Origin of the sequence: Variovorax sp. LjRoot290, from assembly GCF_964253985.1 — a bacterium.
Classification (GTDB): domain Bacteria; phylum Pseudomonadota; class Gammaproteobacteria; order Burkholderiales; family Burkholderiaceae_C; genus Variovorax.
Genome location: NZ_CAXURW020000001.1, coordinates 2,888,726 through 2,909,185, shown reverse-complemented (window position 1 = coordinate 2,909,185; position 20,460 = coordinate 2,888,726). Strand labels below are relative to the sequence as shown.

Annotated in this window: 9 protein-coding genes; 8 read left to right on the top strand and 1 reads right to left on the bottom strand. The window is 68.9% G+C overall.

Translation table 11 applies throughout. The features are described from left to right. The first annotated feature begins 3 nt into the window (after positions 1-3). The 8 genes from ACSQ9A_RS14510 (at position 4) to ACSQ9A_RS14475 (ending at position 19,929) form a co-directional block, all read left to right on the top strand. Entirely contained in the window at positions 4-714 is a 711-nt protein-coding gene (locus tag ACSQ9A_RS14510; protein ID WP_436304129.1) for a type III secretion system protein, read from the top strand. Continuing rightward, positions 696-1,334, top strand: coding sequence for a type III secretion system stator protein SctL (gene sctL / locus ACSQ9A_RS14505; RefSeq protein WP_436304128.1), 639 nt, complete (start codon positions 696-698; stop codon positions 1,332-1,334). Before ACSQ9A_RS14510 ends, sctL begins: the two co-directional genes overlap by 19 nt. Further along, positions 1,334-2,707: a FliI/YscN family ATPase gene (locus ACSQ9A_RS14500; RefSeq protein WP_436304127.1), complete on the top strand. Its 1,374-nt coding sequence runs from the start codon at positions 1,334-1,336 to the stop codon at positions 2,705-2,707. The genes sctL and ACSQ9A_RS14500 overlap by 1 nt, the downstream gene beginning before the upstream one ends. Then, entirely contained in the window at positions 2,704-3,189 is a 486-nt protein-coding gene (locus tag ACSQ9A_RS14495; RefSeq protein WP_436304126.1) for a serine kinase, read from the top strand. Before ACSQ9A_RS14500 ends, ACSQ9A_RS14495 begins: the two co-directional genes overlap by 4 nt. Positions 3,190-3,205: 16 nt before the next feature. Further along, the gene (gene sctT, locus ACSQ9A_RS14490; protein WP_436304125.1) at positions 3,206-3,985 is read left to right on the top strand and encodes a type III secretion system export apparatus subunit SctT; all 780 of its coding nucleotides are present in this window, start codon (positions 3,206-3,208) and stop codon (positions 3,983-3,985) included. A 5-nt stretch (positions 3,986-3,990) separates the two neighbouring features. Beyond that, the gene (locus ACSQ9A_RS14485) at positions 3,991-5,025 is read left to right on the top strand and encodes an EscU/YscU/HrcU family type III secretion system export apparatus switch protein (protein ID WP_436304124.1); all 1,035 of its coding nucleotides are present in this window, start codon (positions 3,991-3,993) and stop codon (positions 5,023-5,025) included. 28 nt (positions 5,026-5,053) lie between these two features. Next, on the top strand, positions 5,054-18,856 hold the full coding sequence (locus ACSQ9A_RS14480; RefSeq protein WP_436304123.1) for a glutamate cyclase domain-containing protein: 13,803 nt from the start codon (positions 5,054-5,056) through the stop codon (positions 18,854-18,856). 140 nt (positions 18,857-18,996) lie between these two features. Further along, complete coding sequence (locus ACSQ9A_RS14475) at positions 18,997-19,929, top strand: autoinducer binding domain-containing protein (protein ID WP_436304122.1); 933 nt, start codon at positions 18,997-18,999, stop codon at positions 19,927-19,929. 14 nt (positions 19,930-19,943) lie between these two features. On the opposite strand, the gene ACSQ9A_RS14470 is transcribed toward ACSQ9A_RS14475, so the two are convergent. Then, positions 19,944-20,147: a LysR substrate-binding domain-containing protein gene (locus ACSQ9A_RS14470; protein WP_436304121.1), complete on the bottom strand. Its 204-nt coding sequence runs from the start codon at positions 20,145-20,147 to the stop codon at positions 19,944-19,946. Positions 20,148-20,460 lie beyond the last annotated feature (313 nt).

Genomic DNA, 20,460 nt, shown 5'->3' with positions numbered 1-20,460 from the left:
TCCATGCCGGCACCCGCCATCGCACCACCCCCTCCCATCGCCGTGCCGGGACCGATGGACCTGGTGCGCCTGGTGATGCGCTTCAACCTGCATCCCGAGGCCGACCTGCATCCGAGCTGGCTGCCGGCGAACTGGCCGGCGCGGCATCGATCGGTGGCGCGCATGGGGCCGGCCGGCCGCGCCGTGCTGGCCGAGCTGCTGCGGCGCGGGCAGGCGCCGGGCCCGGCGCAGCCCCATGCGGCGGCCGACTACAACTTCGACTCGCGGCTCAAGCGGCTGGCGCTGCTCGATGCCGCCTCGCTGCGCCGCCTCGCGGCCTACCTCGGCTTCTGCGCGCATCTGCCGCTCTTCAAGGTGCGCGGCGGCGCGGGCCTGCAGATCCGTCGCCAGGCGCGCCGCATCGACCGCGATGCCGTCGACTTCGTGCTCGACCGCGTGCCCCAGCTCACCGAGCTGCGCATGGACAGCACCGTGGTCCAGCAGCGGCCCATCGCCACCGGCCGCGTGGTGCTCGACCGCGGCTATCGCCTGCTGCTGGGCGCAGCCGCGGCCGAAGGCGCGGTCGTGCTCCAGCGCCTGAAGCACAAGCTGCCGCGGCGCATCTCCGCCTTCCGCGTGCCGAGCTTCGAGCCGCGCCAGGCCCTGCAACTCAACGAACTGATGCTCTCGTGCATCGTTCCCGAAAGACTGCCGCAATGGGACTGGCTTTTCTGATCACCACCGACAACCTGCAGCTCCTGAGCGAGCGCAAGGTGTTGAAGGAAAGCGAATACGCGGCCTTGCTCGATGCATCGGCCGTGGTCGACACCGCGCGCAAGGAGGCAGCGCGCATCGTCCGGCAGGCCGAAGACGGCGCCGAGGCCAGCCGCCGCAAGGGCTACGAGCAAGGGCTCGCGCAGGCCAGGGCCGAATACGCACGGCAGCTCGTGTCCGAGAGCATGGCCGTCGAACGGCAGCTGCATGCGCTGCGCACGTCGATGGCGCAGATCGTCGTCAAGGCGGTGGGCCAGTTCCTGGCCGAGGCCGATCCGGCCGTGCTGTTCCGCTCGGCCCTGGTCCGCGTCGAGGCGCTGCTGCGCGTGGAGTCCTTCCTCACGGTGCGCGTGGCACCGGCGCAGGAAGCCAACATGCGCGAGACCCTGCACCGGCTGCGCAGCGACGCCAACTGGCACATGGCCGTGACCCTCACGCCCGACCCCGATCTGCCGGCCGGCGCCTGCGTGGTGCAGACCTCGACCGGGGTGCTCGAGATCGGGGTCGACGCGCAGCTGGAGGCTTTTCGCCGCGCGGTCGAGCAGGGCGGCATGCTGGCGCCGTCCGGGAGGGCGCAGTGATGAACCCGCAGCCGACCATGCTGCGCGGCGCCGGCATGTCCGACGCGGCGCTCGGCATCGTGGCCGAGCTCGAGGCGGCGTTCGCGCATGTCACGCCGGTGGCCATGCGCGGCCGCGTCAGCAAGGCGGTGGGCATGCTGATCGATGCCACGGGCATCCAGGCGCACGTGGGCGAGCTGTGCGAACTGGTGACGCCCGGCGAAGCGCCGCTACTCGCCGAGGTGGTGGGCTTTCGCGGCAACACGGCCATTCTCACGCCGCTCGGTTCGATCACCGGCATCTCGGCGCTGACCGAGGTGGTGCCGACGGGGCGCGGCCATGTCTGCCCGGTGGGTGCGCAACTGCTGGGCCGGGTGCTCGACGCGCTGGGCCAGCCGATCGACGAACTCGGTCCACTGGCCGCGCACACGCGGCTGCCCGTGCACCGCGAGCCGGTGAGCCCGCTCGCACGCCGCATGATCGAGGCGCCGCTGGCCACCGGCATCCGCGCCGTCGACACGCTGCTGACGCTGGGCGAAGGCCAGCGCGTCGGCGTGTTCGCGCCGCCCGGCGTGGGCAAGAGCACCTTGCTCGGCATGCTGGCACGCGGCTCGACGGCCGAGGTCAACGTGATCGCGCTGATCGGCGAGCGCGGGCGCGAGGTGAAGGAGTTCATCGAGCACAACCTCGGTGCCGAGGGCCTGGCCAGGACGGTGATGGTGGTCTCCACCTCCGACCGGCCGCCGATGGAACGCATCAAGTCGGCCTATGTGGCGACCACCATCGCCGAGCACTTCCGCGACCAGGGAAAGAAGGTGCTGCTCCTGGTCGATTCGCTCACGCGCTTCGCGCGCGCGCAACGCGAAATCGGCCTGGCCAGCGGCGAGCCACCGACGCGGCGCAGCTACCCGCCCTCGATCTTCTCGATGCTGCCGCAGCTGCTGGAGCGCGCGGGCCAGGGCAAGACCGGCTCCATCACGGCGGTGTATTCGGTGCTGACCGAAGGCGACGAGGAGAACGACCCCATCGCCGAGGAAGCGCGCTCCATTCTCGACGGCCACATCGTGCTGTCGCGCAAGATCGCGGCGGCCAACCGCTATCCGGCCATCGACGTGCTGGCGAGCATCAGCCGCGTGATGCCGCTTGTGGCTTCGCGCGAGCACTGCGCCGCGGCTGCGCACTTTCGCAGCCTGCTGGCCAAGTACCAGGAGATGGAGCTGCTGGTGCAGATCGGCGAGTACAGGCCGGGGAGCGACGCGCTGGCCGACGAGGCCATCCAGGCGCGATCCGCGATGCTCGACTTCCTGTCGCAGCCGCCGAAGACCAGCCAGCCCTTCGAGCGGTCGCTGGCGGCGCTGCTGCGCCATGCACCACGGGTGGGGGGCGCGCGATGAGCATCGACTGGAAGCTCCTGGTCGACGTGCGCGAGCGGCAGAAGACCGTCGCGATGGGTGTGGTCGCACGCGACCGCGCGGCCGCCGAGCAGAGCCAGGCGCAGTTGCAGCAGGCCGAGTCCTGGCAGCAGCAACAGGTGCAGAACAAGGTGCAGCACTGGCAGGCCACGCGGGGCGCGCTGTCGGGCGGCCAGTGCAGCGTGGCGGAGTTCCGGCATGCGGGCGCATGGAGCGGCGCACTCGATGCGCAGATCGCACAGGCCGGCCAGGCCGCGGCGCAGGCCGCTCGGGCGCACACCGAGCGCGAACAGGTGCTCGAGCAAAGCCGCCGTCAGCTGCGCGCCGCCAGCGGCGAACTCGAAAAGGCCCGGCAGATGCAGCAGCGCGCGCGCACCGAGCGCCTGCATGTGCAGGAACTGCGCCTCGAAGACGTCAACGAAGAGAGCGCCGCGCAGGCCTGGGCCATGCGCCGGCCCGCCTAGGGAACACGCAACAGCCATGGACAGCCTCGAACTCGCCAGCATGGAGAAGTTTTTCTCGGCGGTCGTGCTCACGCTACCGCGGCTGTTCGCGATCTTCGCGGTCGTGCCTTTCCTGTCGGGCGGCATGATCACCGGTGTCGTGCGCAACGGCATCCTGCTGATGCTCGCGATCTTCATGTCGCCGGTGGCAGGCGACATGCCTGCCGCGTCGATGGTCACCTGGGTGCTCATCGCCGCCAAGGAGGCCCTGATCGGCGTGATGCTGGGCCTGGGCTTCGGCATCTTCATCTGGGCCATCCAGAGCGTCGGCGACCTGATCGACTTCCAGACCGGCTCCAGCAACGCCTCCTTCTTCGATCCCGTGGCGGGGCACGAGAACGGCCCGACCAGCGAATTCCTGGGCTGGATGGTCATCACGCTCTTCGTGTCGGGCGGCGGCCTGCTCGCGATGCTGGGGGTGATCGTCGACTCCTACCGTCTCTGGCCGGTTGCTTCCTTCTTTCCCAACCTGGGCGCGGTGCTGGAGCAGTTCGCGATCCGCCAGGGCGACACGCTGTTCCTGTGGATCGTGAAGCTGGCCTCGCCCGTCATCGTGGTGCTGCTGCTGGTCGAGCTGGGCGTGGGCCTGGTGGGGCGGGTGGCGCCGCAGCTCAACGTGTTCGTCGTCGCGCAGCCGCTCAAGAGCCTTCTGGCGCACCTGATGATGCTTCTGTTCCTGTTCTTCGTGTACGAGTCGCTGCAGGACTTCCTGCGGCCCGAGAACGGGGTGCTCGACTTCCTCAGGGCGACCCTGTAGCGACGATGGCCGAGAAAGACCAGAAGCCCACCGCCAAGCGCCTGCGCGATGCGCGCAAGCGCGGCGAAGTGGTGTTCAGCACCGACGTGGCCTCGACCGTGGTGTTCATCGTGGTCGTGGTGTCGATGTGGCTGGGCGGCCAGCTCGTCTACAGCCTGTTGCGCGAACTGTGGCTGCATGCGACCAGCACCAGCTTGCTGACGGCGCCCGACGACCGTTTCGTCGAGCTGTTGCTGCACACGGGCGAGACGCTGGTGTGGGGGACGCTGCCGATCATGGCCATCACCGCCGCGGCCGGCATCGTGGGTTCGCTGTTCCAGGTCGGCGGTGTGGCGGCCTGGGAGCGCCTGAAGCCCGACGTGAACCGCATGAATCCGGCCGAGGGCCTGACGCGCATCTTCTCGACGCGCAACCTCATCAACCTGCTGAAGATGTGCACCAAGACCGCGCTGCTCGGCGTGCTGATGTTCGTGGTGGTGCGCGGCTTCGTCGACACGGCGCTCAAGCTGGGGTACGCGCGGCCGGAGGGAATCATGACGGCCTCGGCCCACATGGTGCTGGTCGCCTTCGGCTGGGCGGTGCTGATCTATGCCGTGATGGCCATGGTCGACTACGCGCACGAGCATCACGAGTTCATGAAGAAGCAGCGGATGTCCATCGAGGAGATCCGCCAGGAATACAAGGAGATGGAGGGCGACCCCATCAACCGCTCGCGCCGCCGCACGGCCCACTTCGAGGCGGTGTACGCGAGCCTGAACGACCGGGTGCGCGCGGCTTCGGCCGTGATCCATTCGCCGCGCGTCGCCGTCGCCCTGCAATACCTCGGCGAGACCGACCTGCCGCGCGTGATCGCGCGCGGCGAGGGCGAAGTGGCAGCGCAGATCCGGCGCTTCGCCGGCGAAGGCCTGGTCCCCACCGAATTCGAGCCCGCGCTGGCCGAGCGCATCTACGAGGACGTGCCGGAGGACCAGCCGATTCCGCGAGCGCTCTATGCGCCCGTGGCCAAGCTGTTGCGCTGGGCGCAGGGCAACGAGTCTTGAGAAACCGTTTGATCGAAAGGAACAGGCCATGGTCATGATTGCGGATGGTGGCAGCAGCGTGCGCGTGCCGGTGAGCACACCCAATCCCGTGAACCCGGCGCAGCAGCCTGCGAGTTCGGGCGAGTCGGATGCCGCGGCGCGCGCGCGCGAACTGCAGCGCCAGCTCGAGGCCCTGCTCGAAAAGCTGCGCGAAGCGCAGCGCCAGGCCGAAGAGGCCCGCAAGCGCGCGATCGAAGCGCAGAAGAAGGCGAAGCAGGCCAAGGAGCACGCCGAGGCCATGGAGGCGCAGGCGAAGAAGAGCAAAAAGGCGACCGACACCGACATCGCCAAGAAGGCCCGGCAGGACGGCACGCTGGAAGATGCACGCGCCAAGAAGGCCAGCGCGGAGGCCAACCTGAAGGACAAGGACGCCACGCTGCTCCAGGCCCACGTCAAGCAGAAGCGCGAAGAGAAGAAGAGTCCGGAGGCCAAGGCCAGCGCCGCCACGCACAAGAAGGTCCAGGACGCACAGACCGAACGCGACGACGCGCAGAAGACCGACGAGCTCTCCAAGCTCTACCTCGACTCGCAGGAGAAGGAGAGCAAGGCGCAGGACGCCGAAGCCAAGGTCGTCGAGCTGACCCCCGTGGCGGGCCGCCCGTCATACACGATCACCGAAGAGGAGAGCACCGCGCTCAGCGAGGCCCAGGCCAAGGCGAAGACGCTGCGCGGCGAGGCCGACGCCGCGAAAGCCAAGTTCGGCGATGCCGCCGGGGCGGAGGCCAGCACCGAGTTCTACGGCAGCCCGCCCGCAACGGCCGATGCCGCGCAGCCACCCGCGCCGACGGCCGACGACCCGTTGCATTCGCCGCTCACGCAGCTGCTTCAGGTGTCGCCGCAGGCCACGACCACGCCGGCCGCCAGCAACAGCCTGCTGTTTTCACCGACGCTCGCGTCCACGCCTTCCGGCACCACCGGCAGCAACAACCTGCTCCTGGCGCCGTCCGGTACCGCATCGACCACGAGCCTGAGCGCGACCACGCCCTTCAACTCCTTGCTGAAGAAGCCCGAGCCGGTGGTCACGCCGCAGGTGAAGAAGACCCTGGGCGACATCGCGGACGGCAAGAGCGTGGACCAGATCGCGAGCGAGCGGAAGCTCAGCGTCGACCAGGTGGTGGCCGAGGCCAGCGCGGCCGGCGTGAAGATCTCGTCGAGCGCGCCGAGCGCCGACGTGCAGGTGACCACCCTTCAGCGCGGCGATGCCTCGCTCACCTACACGCACGACACGAAGCACGACACCATCACCGTGAAAGGCAGCCTGGCCGATCCGCAGGCGCCCGGCGGCAAGAAGACCATCGATGCGATGGAAGACGGCAACGGCCGCTACAGCCAGACGACCAAGGACGCCAAGACCGGCGACACCGTCACCCAGACCATCGACACGCAGGCCGGCACCCGCACCGTGAGCGTGGTGGACAAGAACGGACTGCGAACCGACACCACCACCTCGCTCACCGGCGCGCAGGTGACGCGCCCGGTGGGCGAGTACGAGGGCTACCTGGAAGTGGCCGAGGCCGCGGGCCTGACGCCCGAGCAGTTGCTGGCGCTGAACCCCGACGTCGATTACGGCAAGGCGCTCGAGCCCGGCCAGGAGATGGTGGTGGCCGGCGTGCCCACCACGGTCAAGACCTTCAACAAGGACGGCTCCACCCTCGAGAAGACCACCGCGAGCGACGGCACCCTGCAGGTGGTGGCCACCAGCGCGAGCGGCCGGCGAACCGTGCTGATGGGCGAGCCCGATGCGAAGGACGGGCCCGGCGAAGCGGCGCGCAAGGCGATCTTCGAGGACAACAAATCCGTGACCGAGGTGGCCAAGAGCCTGGGCCTGACCGAAGACCAGGTGCTGGCGTCGCTGCCGGCCGGCACTGTCGACGTGATCAAGCCTACCACCGACAACGGCGACGTCGAGGTGCGCACGCTCTATGACCCGACCACCAACCGCGTGGTGGTGGAGACGCACGACTGGCAGCACGACGACGTCAGCCGCCAGGTCATCGACGACAAGACGGTGTTCAAGGTCCGGCAGACCGATCCGAAGACCCAGAAGACCGAGCTCGTCGAGGTCGCCGGCGGTGTCGGCTATCTGCAGAAGCTGGCAGACGACAAGGCCGCGCAGGCGAGCAGCTACGGCCAGCAGATCAGCGACCTGGACAAGACCATTCGCCTCTACAAGCGCATGGGCGAGCCGGTGACGGAGCTGAACGAGCAGCGCAAACAGCTGGTCGCCCAGCAGAGCACCGCCAGGGGCGAAGCCACGATCGCAAGCACCAAGGCCACCGCGGCGCTCACCAAGCACCAGCAGGTGGTGGTCGACGAGCAGGCCTCCGTGGCTTATCAGAACCTGGCCTACGCGCGTCCGGGCAGCGAGGAGCAGGCGGCCGCGGCCAAGACGCTGGACGAGAAGCTCGCCCTGCTCGACAAGGTCGACCGGCTCGTAGCTTCCGCCGACAAGGACGTGGATCTGTCGAGGGCCGGCCTCGACAAGCAGCAGAAGCACGACGCCAAGCTCGCCGCCGACGACGAGCTGCAGACCGAGTTCCAGAAGTGGAAGGACGAGGTCTGGATGTGGCAGGGCATCGACGAGGAAACCGCGAAGAAGATGAAGGCCGAGGGCCAGATCCCCACGATGCGGATGTTTCCCGATGCCCAGCAGGAGCACGACGCGGCATGGGAGGCCTTCGTCTACCAGCAGGAGTCGATGGACAAGTACGGCGACGAGGACATTCCCGCCGAATGGCGGCCGGCCCGCGATGCCTGGGTCCAACGCAATGCGGCGAGCGACGCCGAGCTGCAATCCAACATCAGGTACGACGATGCCTCCATTGCCAGCGGCGAGGCCAGCAACAGGCTGATCCAGGGCGACCTGGACCGCCTGCAGCAAAAGAAGGACGCCTGGACCACGGCGAACCCGACCCTCTTCTCCGAGAACTTCGGGGAACAGGACCAGCTCGACGCGCTCACGAAGAGCGTGGCCGACGGCAAGATCAGCGGCCTCCAGCTCGCCGAGGACAAGAAGCACACGCAGTACCTGCTGACGGTGTCCGCGCCCGACCGTGCCGATCCGGAGAAGCTCAAGGAGGCCGAGAACAAGTACACCGAAGACAACCAGGAGGCGACCAGCAAGCTCCAGGGGCAGATCAAGGACCTGTCGGAGCAGGCCATGCGCGACAAGACGAGCGCGGTCGACAGCTACATCGCCGATTGGAACAAGCGCAACCCCGATCTCAAGGCCCAGCTCGACCTGCTGGGCACCGACGACGAGCAGCGCAGCCTGCGCGCGGCCGAGCACAGGAGCGAAGAGATCGCCAAGCTGCTGTCCGCCTCGGACCAGGGCAAGGAGCTGCAGTCGGCGATGAACATGCGCTATGCGCTCAAGGGCCAGCTGCTGGGCCTCGGCGACCAGGACGACGCCCGCCTGCAGGAGGACCTCGACGGCATCGAGAAGGGCATCGAGGGCCACACCTGGGTGCGCGATGCCTGGGGCGGCATGTTCGGCGACTCGGCCGACGACGCGAAGGACTACACGCAGGAGCAGCTCGACAAGGCCCGGCAGCTGCGCAACGACCTCGCCTCGGGAAAGATCTCGATCTCCGAGTACGCGCGCCAGGAAGACGCGTTCATGGACAAGTACGACGTGAAGTCGGGCGAACTGGCCGAGAAGGTCGAGGACAGCGACGGCACCTGGAGCGTGGTCGACGACGCGGTGCGCATGACCGTCGTCGCCGCCGCCGGCATCACGGCCACCATCGCCTCCGGCGGCAACGTGGGCCTGGGCTTCGGCGTGGCGATGATCGTCAACGAGGCCTGGGACACGACGGGCGACATCGTCGCGGCTGCGCAGGGGCGCGACATCTACGCCGACGGCCACACCTCGCTGGTGACGCTCGGGGCCAAGTGGCGGACCGGCAACGCGAGCTGGGACGACGTCAAGTTCACGCTCAAGGAGGAGGCCATCGACGTCGCCACCAACGCCGTCACCGCCACCGGCGTGGGCGCGGGCATCAAGACCAGCACCGCCTTGACGGCCAAGCTGGCCGTCAAGCAGACGCTGAACACCGGCGGGCGCGTCTCGCTCAAGGTCGCCTCCGGGAACGAGCTCAACATCGCCGGCCGGGCCGTGGTCGGCGCGCGTGCGGGCGTCACCTCGCAAGCCGTCGACGGCACCGGCCGGGTGGCGGTGGAGACGATGCGCACCGGGCTCGACGGCAAGCTGGGCACGGAGGAGGGCGACAAGCGCATTGCATCCACCATCGTCAGCTCGGTGGCAGGCCTCGTGACCGCGCCGGTGACCGGTGGCGTGTCGGGCGCGATCCCGCTGATGAGGAGTGTGCCTGGCGCGAACCCGCTGAAGGCGAAGGTGTCGGGCGTGGGCCTCGGCGCGCAGTTCGCCAACGACGCCGTGGCAGGCCTGGGCACCGGCGACCTGATCGCGCTGGTGAACGAAGGCCGGCACATGAACCGGGGCGAGTTCATCGCGGCCTCGCTGCAGGTCGTTCCGGGCACGCTCAACAATGTGGCGCTGCACCCGCAGATGGCGGCGCGGGCCAGGAATGCGCAGGCCGGCAACGCCGAGCAGGCCGGATTGCCGCGAACCGGCGAGACCGACGCCTTCGACGTGCAACCCGTCGACCTGAGCACGCAGACGAGCAAGCTGGCGGACATCGACGGGCAGAGCATCACGAACCTGGTGGTGACGGACGTCGAGCTGCCCCATCTGCTGTCGGATGGGGACATGCCGACGCACGCCTCGGACGCGCTCGCGCCGGGCGGCAAGGTCGAGCTGCGGATCGCGCTCGACACGCAGAAGGCCGTGGTGTCGGCATCGGACGGCGATGGCGACACCGGGTTCTCGGGCAGCACGCCAGGCAAGACCAAAGGCACCGGCAGTGCGGTCCCGCGCAAGAGCGAGGAATCGCAAGCGGCTCAGGACCGCGACAACGACCAGGACGTGGCGATCCACGCGCGGCTGCGGGCCGCCGGCTTCGAAGACATCAAGATCATCCGCAACCCGAATCCCGATGCGGAGCATCCCGCGATCGTGGTGCTGGCCACCAAGTCGGCCGGCGAACACGTGGCCGGGGTCGTTCCCCTGCTGTCGCGCCCGGTCCCGCCCGAGTCGAGTGGGTCGGACGATGCGGCCGCGTCCGCTTCCGCGCCCGAATATGTGCTACCCCCGCCCGGCAGCGATGCGCACACCGTCAGCTGGAGCCAGACGCTCAAGGCCATCCTCCAGTCCGGCGGCACGCTCAAGGACACGGCCTTCTACCTGCACGCCGGCCCCTTCGACGAAGACACCGGCGTGGTGCTGAACGCCGCCGATCGCGGCCTGCCGCCGGCCACGGACAAGGTGACGCCGGCCCAGCGCCAGGCGGCCTACGCGGCGAGCAGCTCGGCCGAGGACTTCTTCGCCATGCCGCCCGCGCGCTACGCCACGCTGGACGAGGCGCTCGCCGCCGCGCAGGCGGGCGACAACCTGCGCGGGAACGACAGGATCGCGCTCGTCTACGAGCCGCTGCTTCGGGCCGACGGCTCGGTCCCGCCCGAGTCGGTGTTGGCCACGCTCGGCATCGACAAGAACGGCGCCGAACCCGCGAAGCTCGTCGACGTGTCGCCCAACCCGCACAGCGACAACGCGGAGACGCTGCCTTTGCGCGTGGTGTATCCGCAGGTCGCGCCGCGTAAGTCGGGGCTCATCCTGCCGGGCAGCGTGGCCCGCGACACCTTCCTCACCGTGCCCGACGATGCCACCGTCTACTACGTCGACAAGTCGAAGCGGGTGACGCAGATCGCGGCCAATGACCCGCGCGTGGCCGAAGCGCTCGAACGCGCACAGCAGTCGCGCGCGCAGCTGCTGGCGCTGCCGAGCCGGGAACACGGCCTCGATCTCGACAGCGTGCGTGCATGGGGCGAGCAGCTCGGCATGGCGCCGATCGACCTCCGGGTGGTCGGGCCCGAGACCGTGCCGAACAACCGGGGCATCTACCACCGGCGCGACGGCGTGGCCCTGGTGGTGCGCGACCCCGCGGTCGAGAACGAGCACGGCACCGCACCGACCTTGCGAACCGCCGCGCACGAGCTGGCGCATGGCAATGAAAACAAGCGCAATGTCTTCGTGCTCAGCGAGACGCAGGATTCGCACACGCTCAAGCCGACCTTCGTCATCGAGCCGATGTCGGGCCTGCTGCGCTTCGACCCGGCCCGGCAGCGGCCGACCGGACTGGCACTCGAAGAGGCCTACGCCGAGCGGAAGGCTCAGCAGTTCGCCGAGGCGCGCTTCGGCCCGCGGCCCGGTGACCCGAGCTTCGATGGTCAGCTCGGCCGCTACAGGCTCGAAGACGGGCAGAGCCTCGACCACGGCGCCTACACCGCGGTCACGCTGGACGCGCTGCTGCGCATGAACCCCGAGCTCGAAGGCCTGATGGAGCGCGCACGCTTCTCGAGCGCGGCGCACGAGGAGCTGATCTCGGTGCTGGGCGAGAAGCTCGATGCCTTCTATGCCTACCGCGGCGAAGACCTTTCCACGGCATCGCATCAGGACTGGGCCGAGAAGGTCTACGACGCCGTGCAGCGCAACCAGGCGCTGCCGATGGATGCGGGCGAGGGTCCCTCGCCGACAGGTCCGGTGACGCTGAGCAGCCGCGCGGTGCAACGCGCGGCCGGCGCCGGCGACGACGGCCTTCCGCTCAAACCCTCGGCCTTCGGGACCGACGGCGACTGGATGGCTGCCGCCCTCCATCTCGAAGGCACCATCGTGCAGCAGCGCAAGGCCGGCCAGGCCGACCAGCTGCCGACCGGCATGATCCTGTCGGACGCCGACAGGGCCGTGACGCAGGCGCTCATGAAGAATCCGGCGCCGGGCTCCGAAGAATGCTTCGTGGTGTCGGGCCGGGAACCCAGCAAGGGCATCTTCGCGGGCGACGACGTGCGCGCCAAGCGCCGCGACGTGTTCGACACGATCGAGAAGGCGCTCGACGCGGTCGCGAAGCGCAATGACGGCGCGTGGATCTACCGCGTCGCGCCCGAAGGCGGCATCGGCGCGATGACTTCCGCCGGCAAGGCGCGCTCGCACAACATCCTGGGCGCGTTCTACGCCAACAAGGACAAGAGCACCTTCCCGGTGGGCATCGCGAATCCGCAGTTCGATCGCTGGGACCTGACGGCCGCCCCGCCGACCGGGCGCGCGCACGTGTACAACGCCGCGCTGACGATGCCGGTGGGCCGGCCGGCCGAAGGCATCTTCCGCCAGGGCGGCATCGAGGAGGGCGCCGACGCGGCCACGGCGGCGATCGACCGCGCCGTGGCCGCTGGCCGCAAACCGAGCGTGATGATCGCCGCCGGCTACTCGATCGAGACGGGCCGCGCCGAAACCAGCGGTCCCGGCGGCGCGGCCGTGGCCGGCAAGGCGGTGCGCCTGTACGCGGGCCAGACGCACGGGGTGGACGCCAAGGTCACCTACGTCGCCGCAGGCCGGAGCCAGCGCAAGGTGCTGGAAGCAGCCCTCGAAGCGCTCGGCGAGCGCAAGGGCGAGCATTACGACATCGTGAGCTTCAACGCGCGCGGCAAGCGTGCCGAATGGCGCTCCGCCACCCTGCTCAGGCGGCACCAGCCCGACCTGCTGATGGGCTTCGACGTGCCAGGCCGCACCGAGAAGGGCGAATACCACAACAGCCAGGGCCACGCGATCGGCTACCACACGGCGGCGCGCGACCAGCTCTTCATCGATGCCACGCGCAACGACAACATCACCACCATCGCCGGCTTCGACCTCGGCAACGAGGTGGGTGGTGGGCATCCCGACGTGCACACGCGCGTGCAGCCGGCGCCCAACGGCACGCGCATCGCGTCGATCGTGACCGCCGACGTGGCGATGACGGGTGGCCGCACCAACTGGGTCGGCTATGCCTTCGGTACCGAGATGGTGCGCCGCACCGGTGCGCTGAGCGCCGTGCCCGACGAGAAGACCGTGCGCGGCATGGTGATGGGAATGATGAAGGCCGGCGGCATCGACAGCGAGACCCGCAGCCGCGTGCCCTTCAGCACCGATGCGCGCGGGCGCACGTCGGGTGTGGGCGGCATGTCGCCCGACGTCGAGGCCGCGGTGGCCGCGATGCTGCGGGTTCGCGCGGAGAAGATCCAGATGGCGCCGAGCATCGACCTGCGCGGCGTGCGGCTGCGGCTGGGCGTGTTCGATTCGGGCTCGGGCGGCATCATTGCCGCGGCGGAGATCAAGCGCGTGGTGGAAGAGACGACCGGCGCGCGCGTCGACCTGGTGATGGTGGGCGACCATGGGGCCGGCACCTACGGTAGCCTGGGGGGCAAACAGCCCATTGCCGATCACACGCGCATGGGCCTCGAGACGCTCGACAAGGTCGGCGTGGACCTGATCGTGATGGCGTGCAACACGGCCTGCACATCGGGCAAGGGGGACTACGCGCGCGGCATCAAGGCCCCCGTGATCGACTTGATCGACAGCACGCGCAGCTTCCACGAGAACCTCGTCAAGCAGGGCGAGCATGTGGTTGCGTTTTCCACGGAGCCGACGGCAAGGCTCCCGCTGCCGGACACCGACATCGTTGGCGTCTACCGCGACAAGGACGTGCTTCCGGTGGGCGGAACCGACGAGGGCCTGGACGTCGCGTCGATCGTGAACCAGTTCCTGCCCGACCCGATGAACAAGGACATGCAGCAGCTGATGCAGAGGGCTGCCGACCACTATGTCGACAAGATCCTGACGGCGAAGCCCGAAGTCACGACCGTCTCCTGGTGCTGCACCCACTACCCCGAGCTGGAGCCATTCTTCGCCAAGGCGCTTCAGGCGCGCGGCAGAGGGGACGTGAAGATGATCAACCCGATGGCCCACCAGGCCATGATGGCGATCAAGGTGGCGGCGCAACTGCCACCGGGCACCGGCACAGGGCCGAGCCGCGCCATCGGCATCACCACGGCCGTGGTGGACAAGATCAAGGCCGTCAAGGATGGTCTTGTCGAACCGAAGCAGGCCACGGTGCAGCAGAGCGAGGTGCTGGACACCCTGCGCATCGCACTGCAGCGCGACGACGTCACGCTCGTTCCCCTGAAAAAGCTGGGCGCCGATGTGGACGTCGAGGCAGTGCGCAACTTGTTGAACAAGGACGAGGCGGGCGATCCCATCGACGCGCTGCAGGCCTTCGACCCCTCGGGCCGCGGCTTCCCGATCCACGTGCCCGGCGGTGCCTACGCCGCGGCCAGGTTGCTGGGGGATGCCGGCAAGGTGGTGGTGGTGGCGGGCTTTCCGGTCCGCACCGCCGCCGGCCGTGTGGCACCCGAGTCGGACAGCACCAAGGGCGCGGCGGTGCTGGCCTCCGCGCTGGCCAAGCTGGGCAAGGACACGACCTGCATCACGGTGCCGTCCAACGTCAAGCCGCTGAAGGCCGCGCTGGCGGTGCTGGGGCGCGAGGACATCGAGGTGAAGGCCTTCGGCCTCCAGATCGGCCCGCACGCCAAGGGCGAAGCCCTGCGCATGCTGCAGGATCTGGACCCGGACGCGCTGGTGAGCGTGGAGGCGCCGGGGCGCGATGCGAACGGCGAATACTGGAGCTCCAACGGCGAGCGCATCACCGACCATGTGGCGGCGCTGGACGAGTTCTTCTACGCGGCGCGCGAAATCAACGGCGGCCGCGCCGACGACGCAGCGAAGATCACGCAGATCGCCATCCTCGACGTGGGCAACGAAGTCGGCGGCGGCAGCGTGGACAAGCGCGTGCGCCGTGCGCCCGACGGCCAGCGCATCGCCTCGGAGGTGACGGCGGACCAGCTCGTAACGGCCGGCATCGGCAGCTGGGGCGCGGACGCGACCGTGGCCGCGCTCGAGGTGGCGCACAAGCGCAGCGACCTGCTGCCCTCGGCGGACGATGTGCCGCGCGTGATCCGCGCCATCACCCGCGAAGGCGGCGTGGACAGCCAGTCGCGCACCGGCATCGACAACGCCGCCGGCTACAGCCCGACGGTCCACGTCGGCATGACGGAGTTGTTCCGACAGGCGGCGCTCGATGTCAAGGCCGACCACGGTGCGGACCCTGCGGCGACCGCGGCAGCGCCGAAGAGCGGCACGCCGAAACCCGCCGCGGCGCGCCCGGCCGAGCCGCAGAGCGCCGCCTTCCGCGGCGACGAATGGCCCGAGGTGCATGCCAGGCTGACGAGCGGCGGCTTCGGCAACGACAACGTCTACGTCTACCGCGTGAAGGGCCAGCCCGACCTCTATGCCGACCCGGCCGCGGCCGTCGACCTGAGCCTGCAACAGATCGACGGCAAGGGCCGCGTCGCGGCGGGCACCGACACCGTTCGCTGGTACGGCAACAGCACGCCGGGCAAAGGTGTTGGCGGGCTGATGCCGCGCCGCGAGATGGGGGCCAAGTTCGGGCTGGAGCCGAAGGGCGACAAGGAGACCGTCTATCGCATCAAGAACCGCGAGACGGGCGAGATCACGCGGCAGACCGACAAGCCGACGGCCGAACAGCGCCGGGATCCCAACCTGCTGATCCGCTCGAGCAAGGTGCGGCCGCCGCGCGAGGCCTTGCCGCAATCGACCGACGACTGGTTCATCGTGTCGAACCAGTCGCCAACCCGCGTCAAGGCGGTCAACGGCCTGCGCGACGTGCCGCGCGGCGACGGCAACTTCACGCTGCCGAGCCTGGAGAACAAGGCCAAGCCGCCCACCGGCTGGAGCATGAGCAAGACGATCAAGCGGCAGATCACGCTGGGCCTGGTGGCGGCGGTGGGCATCACCACGGCCAACGCCATCAGTCCGATCGACGTCGGCCATGACGTGCCGACCGGCATCGTCGGGCTGCCGCGCAATCCGATCTCCGCGACCACACCGCATCAGCACAGCGAGCCTGCTTTCCGCGCGTCGCCCGATGCCTTCTCGGTACCGGCCGAAGTGACGCTCGGCCTGGCCCTGCACCAGCAGCACGAGGCCGACGCGCTGGCCAGGCAGCCGGGCCACGATCCCGCAGCCGCACAGTCGTTGCAGGCGACGGCCGACCGCCACTGGGGCGCCTTCTCGGCCGAGATGCTCAAGGCCATCCGCAGCGACGTGCAGCGCGGCGAGAACCCCGTCGCCTCGGCCAACCAACAGCGCGCCCAGTTGATCGCGCTCGGCAAGTTCGACGTGCGCAGCGACATCGCGGTACGCGATGCGCTGCGCGATTCGGGCCTGCTGAAAGGCACCACGGCCGACGTCGAGGCGCAGATGGACTACGCGCAGCTCGTCGCCAAGCATCCCGCGCTGGTGAACGACAAGAGCCGCGAGCTGGCGCGCCAGGACCCGGCCGCTTTTGCCGCCGCGACGCTGATGGAGATCGGCCCGGACGGCCGCGCCTACCAGTCGCTGGTCGGGAACAACGCGTCCATGCTGGGCCGGCTGTATTCCGAAGGCGTGGTCAAGGAGCGCCTGGCCGAGGGCGACGTGGCCGGTGCCGCCAGGGAAGCGCGCACGCGGCTCGATGCCAGCCGCGACGCGGCCGAACGCGACAAGGCCGCAGCGGGCCTGTTGCCGCTGTTCGAGTCGGAACGCACGCGCGCGATGGGCCTGCTCGACGATCTGCAGATGCACGACGTGGGCGACTACCTCGCGCAATACCGCGATGCACCCCCCGAGATCGCCGAGCCGGTGGCGCAGGGCATGCTCGACCTGTTGCACCGGAACCTGCCCCGGGCAAGCGACGATGTTGCCAGCATGACCCAGTTCGAGCAGCTCGTCGAAGGCCTGTCCATCGTGGCCGAGGCCGCCGATGCGCGTTCGCCGACCTCGGCCTGGTCCGAGCGCTTCGCCACCGAGCTGCTGAAGGACCGCTTCGTCGAGCGGCCGGAATTCGTCGTCAGTCTTCAGCGCGCCGTGTCGGGGGCGGTGGAGCAGGGCGGTGCGAAGCTGCCGGTCGAGCTCGCGAATGCGCTGGAGAAGCAAGGCAACCACGACCTGCGCGACAGCGTGCTGGCCGGCATCGACGAGGGCCTGCAGGCGCAGGACAAGCACCTCGCGGAGGCGATGGGCAACCTGCGCGGCAGTGCCGGCTACAACGCGACCGGCGCCTCGATGTCTTTCTACGTGGCGAACTTCTCCGACGGCACGCCGCAGGGCGCGGCCGCGGCGATCGCGCAGTACCGGCGCGTGAATCCGGGCGTGGCGGACAAGGTCGATGCCGCCACGCGCGTGGTCGGCGAGTGGGGCCGCACGCTGTCCGACACGCACGACAGCCTCAACGGCCTGCGGCTCGGCAAGTCGAGCAGCGAGGCCGAGCAGGGTCTGGAAGGAACGCTCGGCACGGTCTACAACAAGTCCGACGTCAACCTGGCCATCAGCCAGAGCCCGCAGCTGCGCCAGGAGCTTCTGAGCCGCAGTGCGCAGGGCGTGGCCGACCCGCGCACGATGGTCGAGTACCTGATCAACCCGGTCATGTTCGTCACGCGCCACGTGTCGGGCACCACCCGGATGGTGTGGTCGATGCTGGCCGATGCACAGTTCAACGGCATGGTGACCGACCCATCCAACTATGCCAAGCGCTGGGATGCCTTCAAGCTGAAGACCGAGCGCATGGCGAAGGTGCTGGGCCTGAACGCGGACGAAGTGAGGCAGGGCACCGCGCTGGTCGACAAGTACGTAGGCATGGTGAAGGAGGTGGATGCGAAGAAGCTATCCGACGCCGCCCGGATCGACGAATATGCCCGCCTGGGTGCCGAGCTCGACAGCGAGCTGCAGAAGCTGCTCGGCGTCGGCGCGAAGACGATCAACAACGTCACCAACGCCAACACCGCCTTCGGGCAGGTCCTGCGCTGGGTCGCCAACGCGGGCTTCGTGACGCACAACGTCAGCACCGAGCTCACCAACCTCAGGCCCATGGCCGACGGCGTGCAGGACTACGCCCAGTGGTACCACCGCGTCTACGCGCCGACGCAGGCCTTCTTCATGGCCAAGCCCTACACCACGCTGATGGCCGCGCGCTCGTTGGCCGGCAACCGGGTGATCGACGGCGCCGCGGCGGACATCGAGGGAAAGATGGCCTGGAAGTACTTCTTCGGCCTCGGCACGGCCGGCGTGGGGGTGGCCGACCTGTCGCTGGCCGTCGGGCAGGCGAACACGGTGCCGGCCTGGGTGACCTATACGAACGTGGGCATGGGCGTGAGCGGGGTTGTGGACGGCGGCGTCGGTCTGATCAATGTCACCGGCGCTGCGCTGACGCGCGCGGGCGCCGTCGAGCTGGGCGCGCTGCTGGCCATCCCGGGCGAGGTGGCGAGCATCGCCGGCATAGGCGTGGCAGTGTTTACCGGCATCAAGCAGTTCTACAACATCGCCCACCACTACGACCAGGTCGATGCCCGCGAGGCACAGCGCGATCCGGCACTGCGCAATGCGCTGATGGACAGGGGATTCACCGACGCGCAGGCCAAGGCCATGCTGGACTGCACGCATGAAGGCGTGTCGCCGATGGTGGCGTGGAACGCCTTGATGAAGACGCAGGGCAGGACGGTGGACGAGGGCCTGGAACTGCTGCGCGACCGGCTGGCGAAGGACGGGCCGCAGGGCATTCCCGCCAAGGACTGGATCAGCGTCATGCACGGGCTCACCGATCGCAGGATGAACGACAACGACAGCAGCTTCCCGGCTACCGATTCGGGCGCGGCGCAGGCCGGGCAGATCGTGGTGCGGAAGATTCGCACGCGCGGCGGCGAGGTGACTTCGAAGTCCACGGTGCTGCCGGAGAGCGTCGAAGGGCTGGACAACTACGCGCGCATGGTCTGGGACCTGCACCCCTGAGCGCCGGGCGCACGCAAGTGAGATCGGGAATGCGGCGCCGCGCCGGGCGCTGCTGCCGCGTGCGGGCTATGCATTTGGGTTATGGCGCATGCCGCAATTGCCATTGGTGCGCCCGTGGGGACGCTCCTAGACTGGGCGCGATGAATGCATTCGCGAGTCTGATCCGCCCTGCGCTGGCAGCCAGCGCCAATCCTCGATCGGTCGCAGCGAGCTCGCGCGCGAGCCAAGACGGCCACCAGCCGCAAGGCGGCGGTCCGCCGCTTCCGCAGTTCTATTCGGAGGCGCAGCTGTATCTGCCGCAAGCGAGGCCCCCGCATGCGGATGGCGCGCCGGGCTTCGTCGGCGAGCTGCTGGACGCGGGCAGCATCGAGGCGCGCGGCGATCTGATTCGCGCCATGTTGCATGCGATCGGCTTCGAATGGTTGAGCTACGGCGTGATCACGCAGCTGCGCGGGCAGCTGCTGCACTTGAGCTTCTTCACCGGCCATGCGAACCCGCAATGGACAGAGCGCTATTTCTCGCAGCGCCATCACGAGGTGGACCCGCGGTTCCGGGACGCGCCTGCGTCCGGCCTGCCGCTGGTGTGGGATATCGATCGGCTCGAAGCCTCGTCAGGTTCTGCCGGACGGCGGCAGCGATTCCTGGCCGACCTCCGCGGCAGCGGCATCCGCAGCGGCGTGTACTTTCGCCTGGCCTCGCCCACGCATGTGAACGAGCACACGGTCATCAGCCTGCTGTCCCGTTCGCCCGGCCGCGACTGGATCACCGACGCCGTGGTCGGCCGCGCCCTGGTGCTCGGACTGAGCCTGCACGACTATCTGTCGCGCCATTCGCGCCTCCCGGCCGCCCCGGCGGCCGCGCGCGCGGAGATGTCCGCCATGTCGGCGACGCAGCAGTACGTCCTTCAGCTTCTGCTCGAAGGCTGCAGCGACAAGGAGATCGCGCACCGGCTGCGCCTCTCGGCCCACACGGTGGACTACCACATGCGGCAGCTGCGGCGCCGTTTCGCAGCGCGCAACCGCGTGCAGCTGGTGAACGCCGCGAGCCAGGGGCAGCAGGGTGAAGGCTCCTGAGCTTTGTGGTCGCATCAACTCCCCAGCTCTGCGACCATGAGATCGATGAACCGCCTGACCCGAGGTTCCAGAAGCCGCTTTTCAGGATAGACCGCCACAATTCTTGCGTCGTCAGTCTCCAGATCGGGTAGCACCCGCTGGAGGCGGCCCGCGGCCGGTTCTTGAGCGACGAGGAAGTCTGGAAGAAGCGCAATGCCGAGACCGCTCGATTGCGGCATCTCGAATCGCTTCTCCGCTATCGGGTCTTAGCCGGCTGCGGCCTTGTGCCTTGACCCAGGTCCCGCCTTCGTGATCTTGCTTGCGAACAGCGCAGGCGGGCCACTACTGCAGCCATCGAAGATTAGCCCAGAATCTTTCGCCGGCGGCCACGTTTTCCTTGGGGATCGGTATCAACTCCGCGCGTTTCCGCTACCGGCGCGGACTCTTCTCGCACCCCACAGACCCGCACTACGAATTCTCGTCGTTGCTGGCCATCTGCCTGTCATTCTTATCGACCATCCTTTGGAGCGAATCGCCACTGAATCAACGCAT

Excerpts from the sequence above, each read along its gene's own strand:
- ACSQ9A_RS14470 (WP_436304121.1), bottom strand. The coding sequence starts at position 20,147 with ATGCCGCAATCGAGCGGTCTCGGCATTGCGCTTCTTCCAGACTTCCTC.
- sctL (WP_436304128.1), top strand. The coding sequence starts at position 696 with ATGGGACTGGCTTTTCTGATCACCACCGACAACCTGCAGCTCCTGAGC.
- ACSQ9A_RS14510 (WP_436304129.1), top strand. The coding sequence starts at position 4 with ATGCCGGCACCCGCCATCGCACCACCCCCTCCCATCGCCGTGCCGGGA.
- ACSQ9A_RS14475 (WP_436304122.1), top strand. The coding sequence starts at position 18,997 with ATGAATGCATTCGCGAGTCTGATCCGCCCTGCGCTGGCAGCCAGCGCC.
- ACSQ9A_RS14500 (WP_436304127.1), top strand. The coding sequence starts at position 1,334 with ATGAACCCGCAGCCGACCATGCTGCGCGGCGCCGGCATGTCCGACGCG.
- ACSQ9A_RS14485 (WP_436304124.1), top strand. The coding sequence starts at position 3,991 with ATGGCCGAGAAAGACCAGAAGCCCACCGCCAAGCGCCTGCGCGATGCG.
- ACSQ9A_RS14495 (WP_436304126.1), top strand. The coding sequence starts at position 2,704 with ATGAGCATCGACTGGAAGCTCCTGGTCGACGTGCGCGAGCGGCAGAAG.
- ACSQ9A_RS14480 (WP_436304123.1), top strand. The coding sequence starts at position 5,054 with ATGGTCATGATTGCGGATGGTGGCAGCAGCGTGCGCGTGCCGGTGAGC.
- sctT (WP_436304125.1), top strand. The coding sequence starts at position 3,206 with ATGGACAGCCTCGAACTCGCCAGCATGGAGAAGTTTTTCTCGGCGGTC.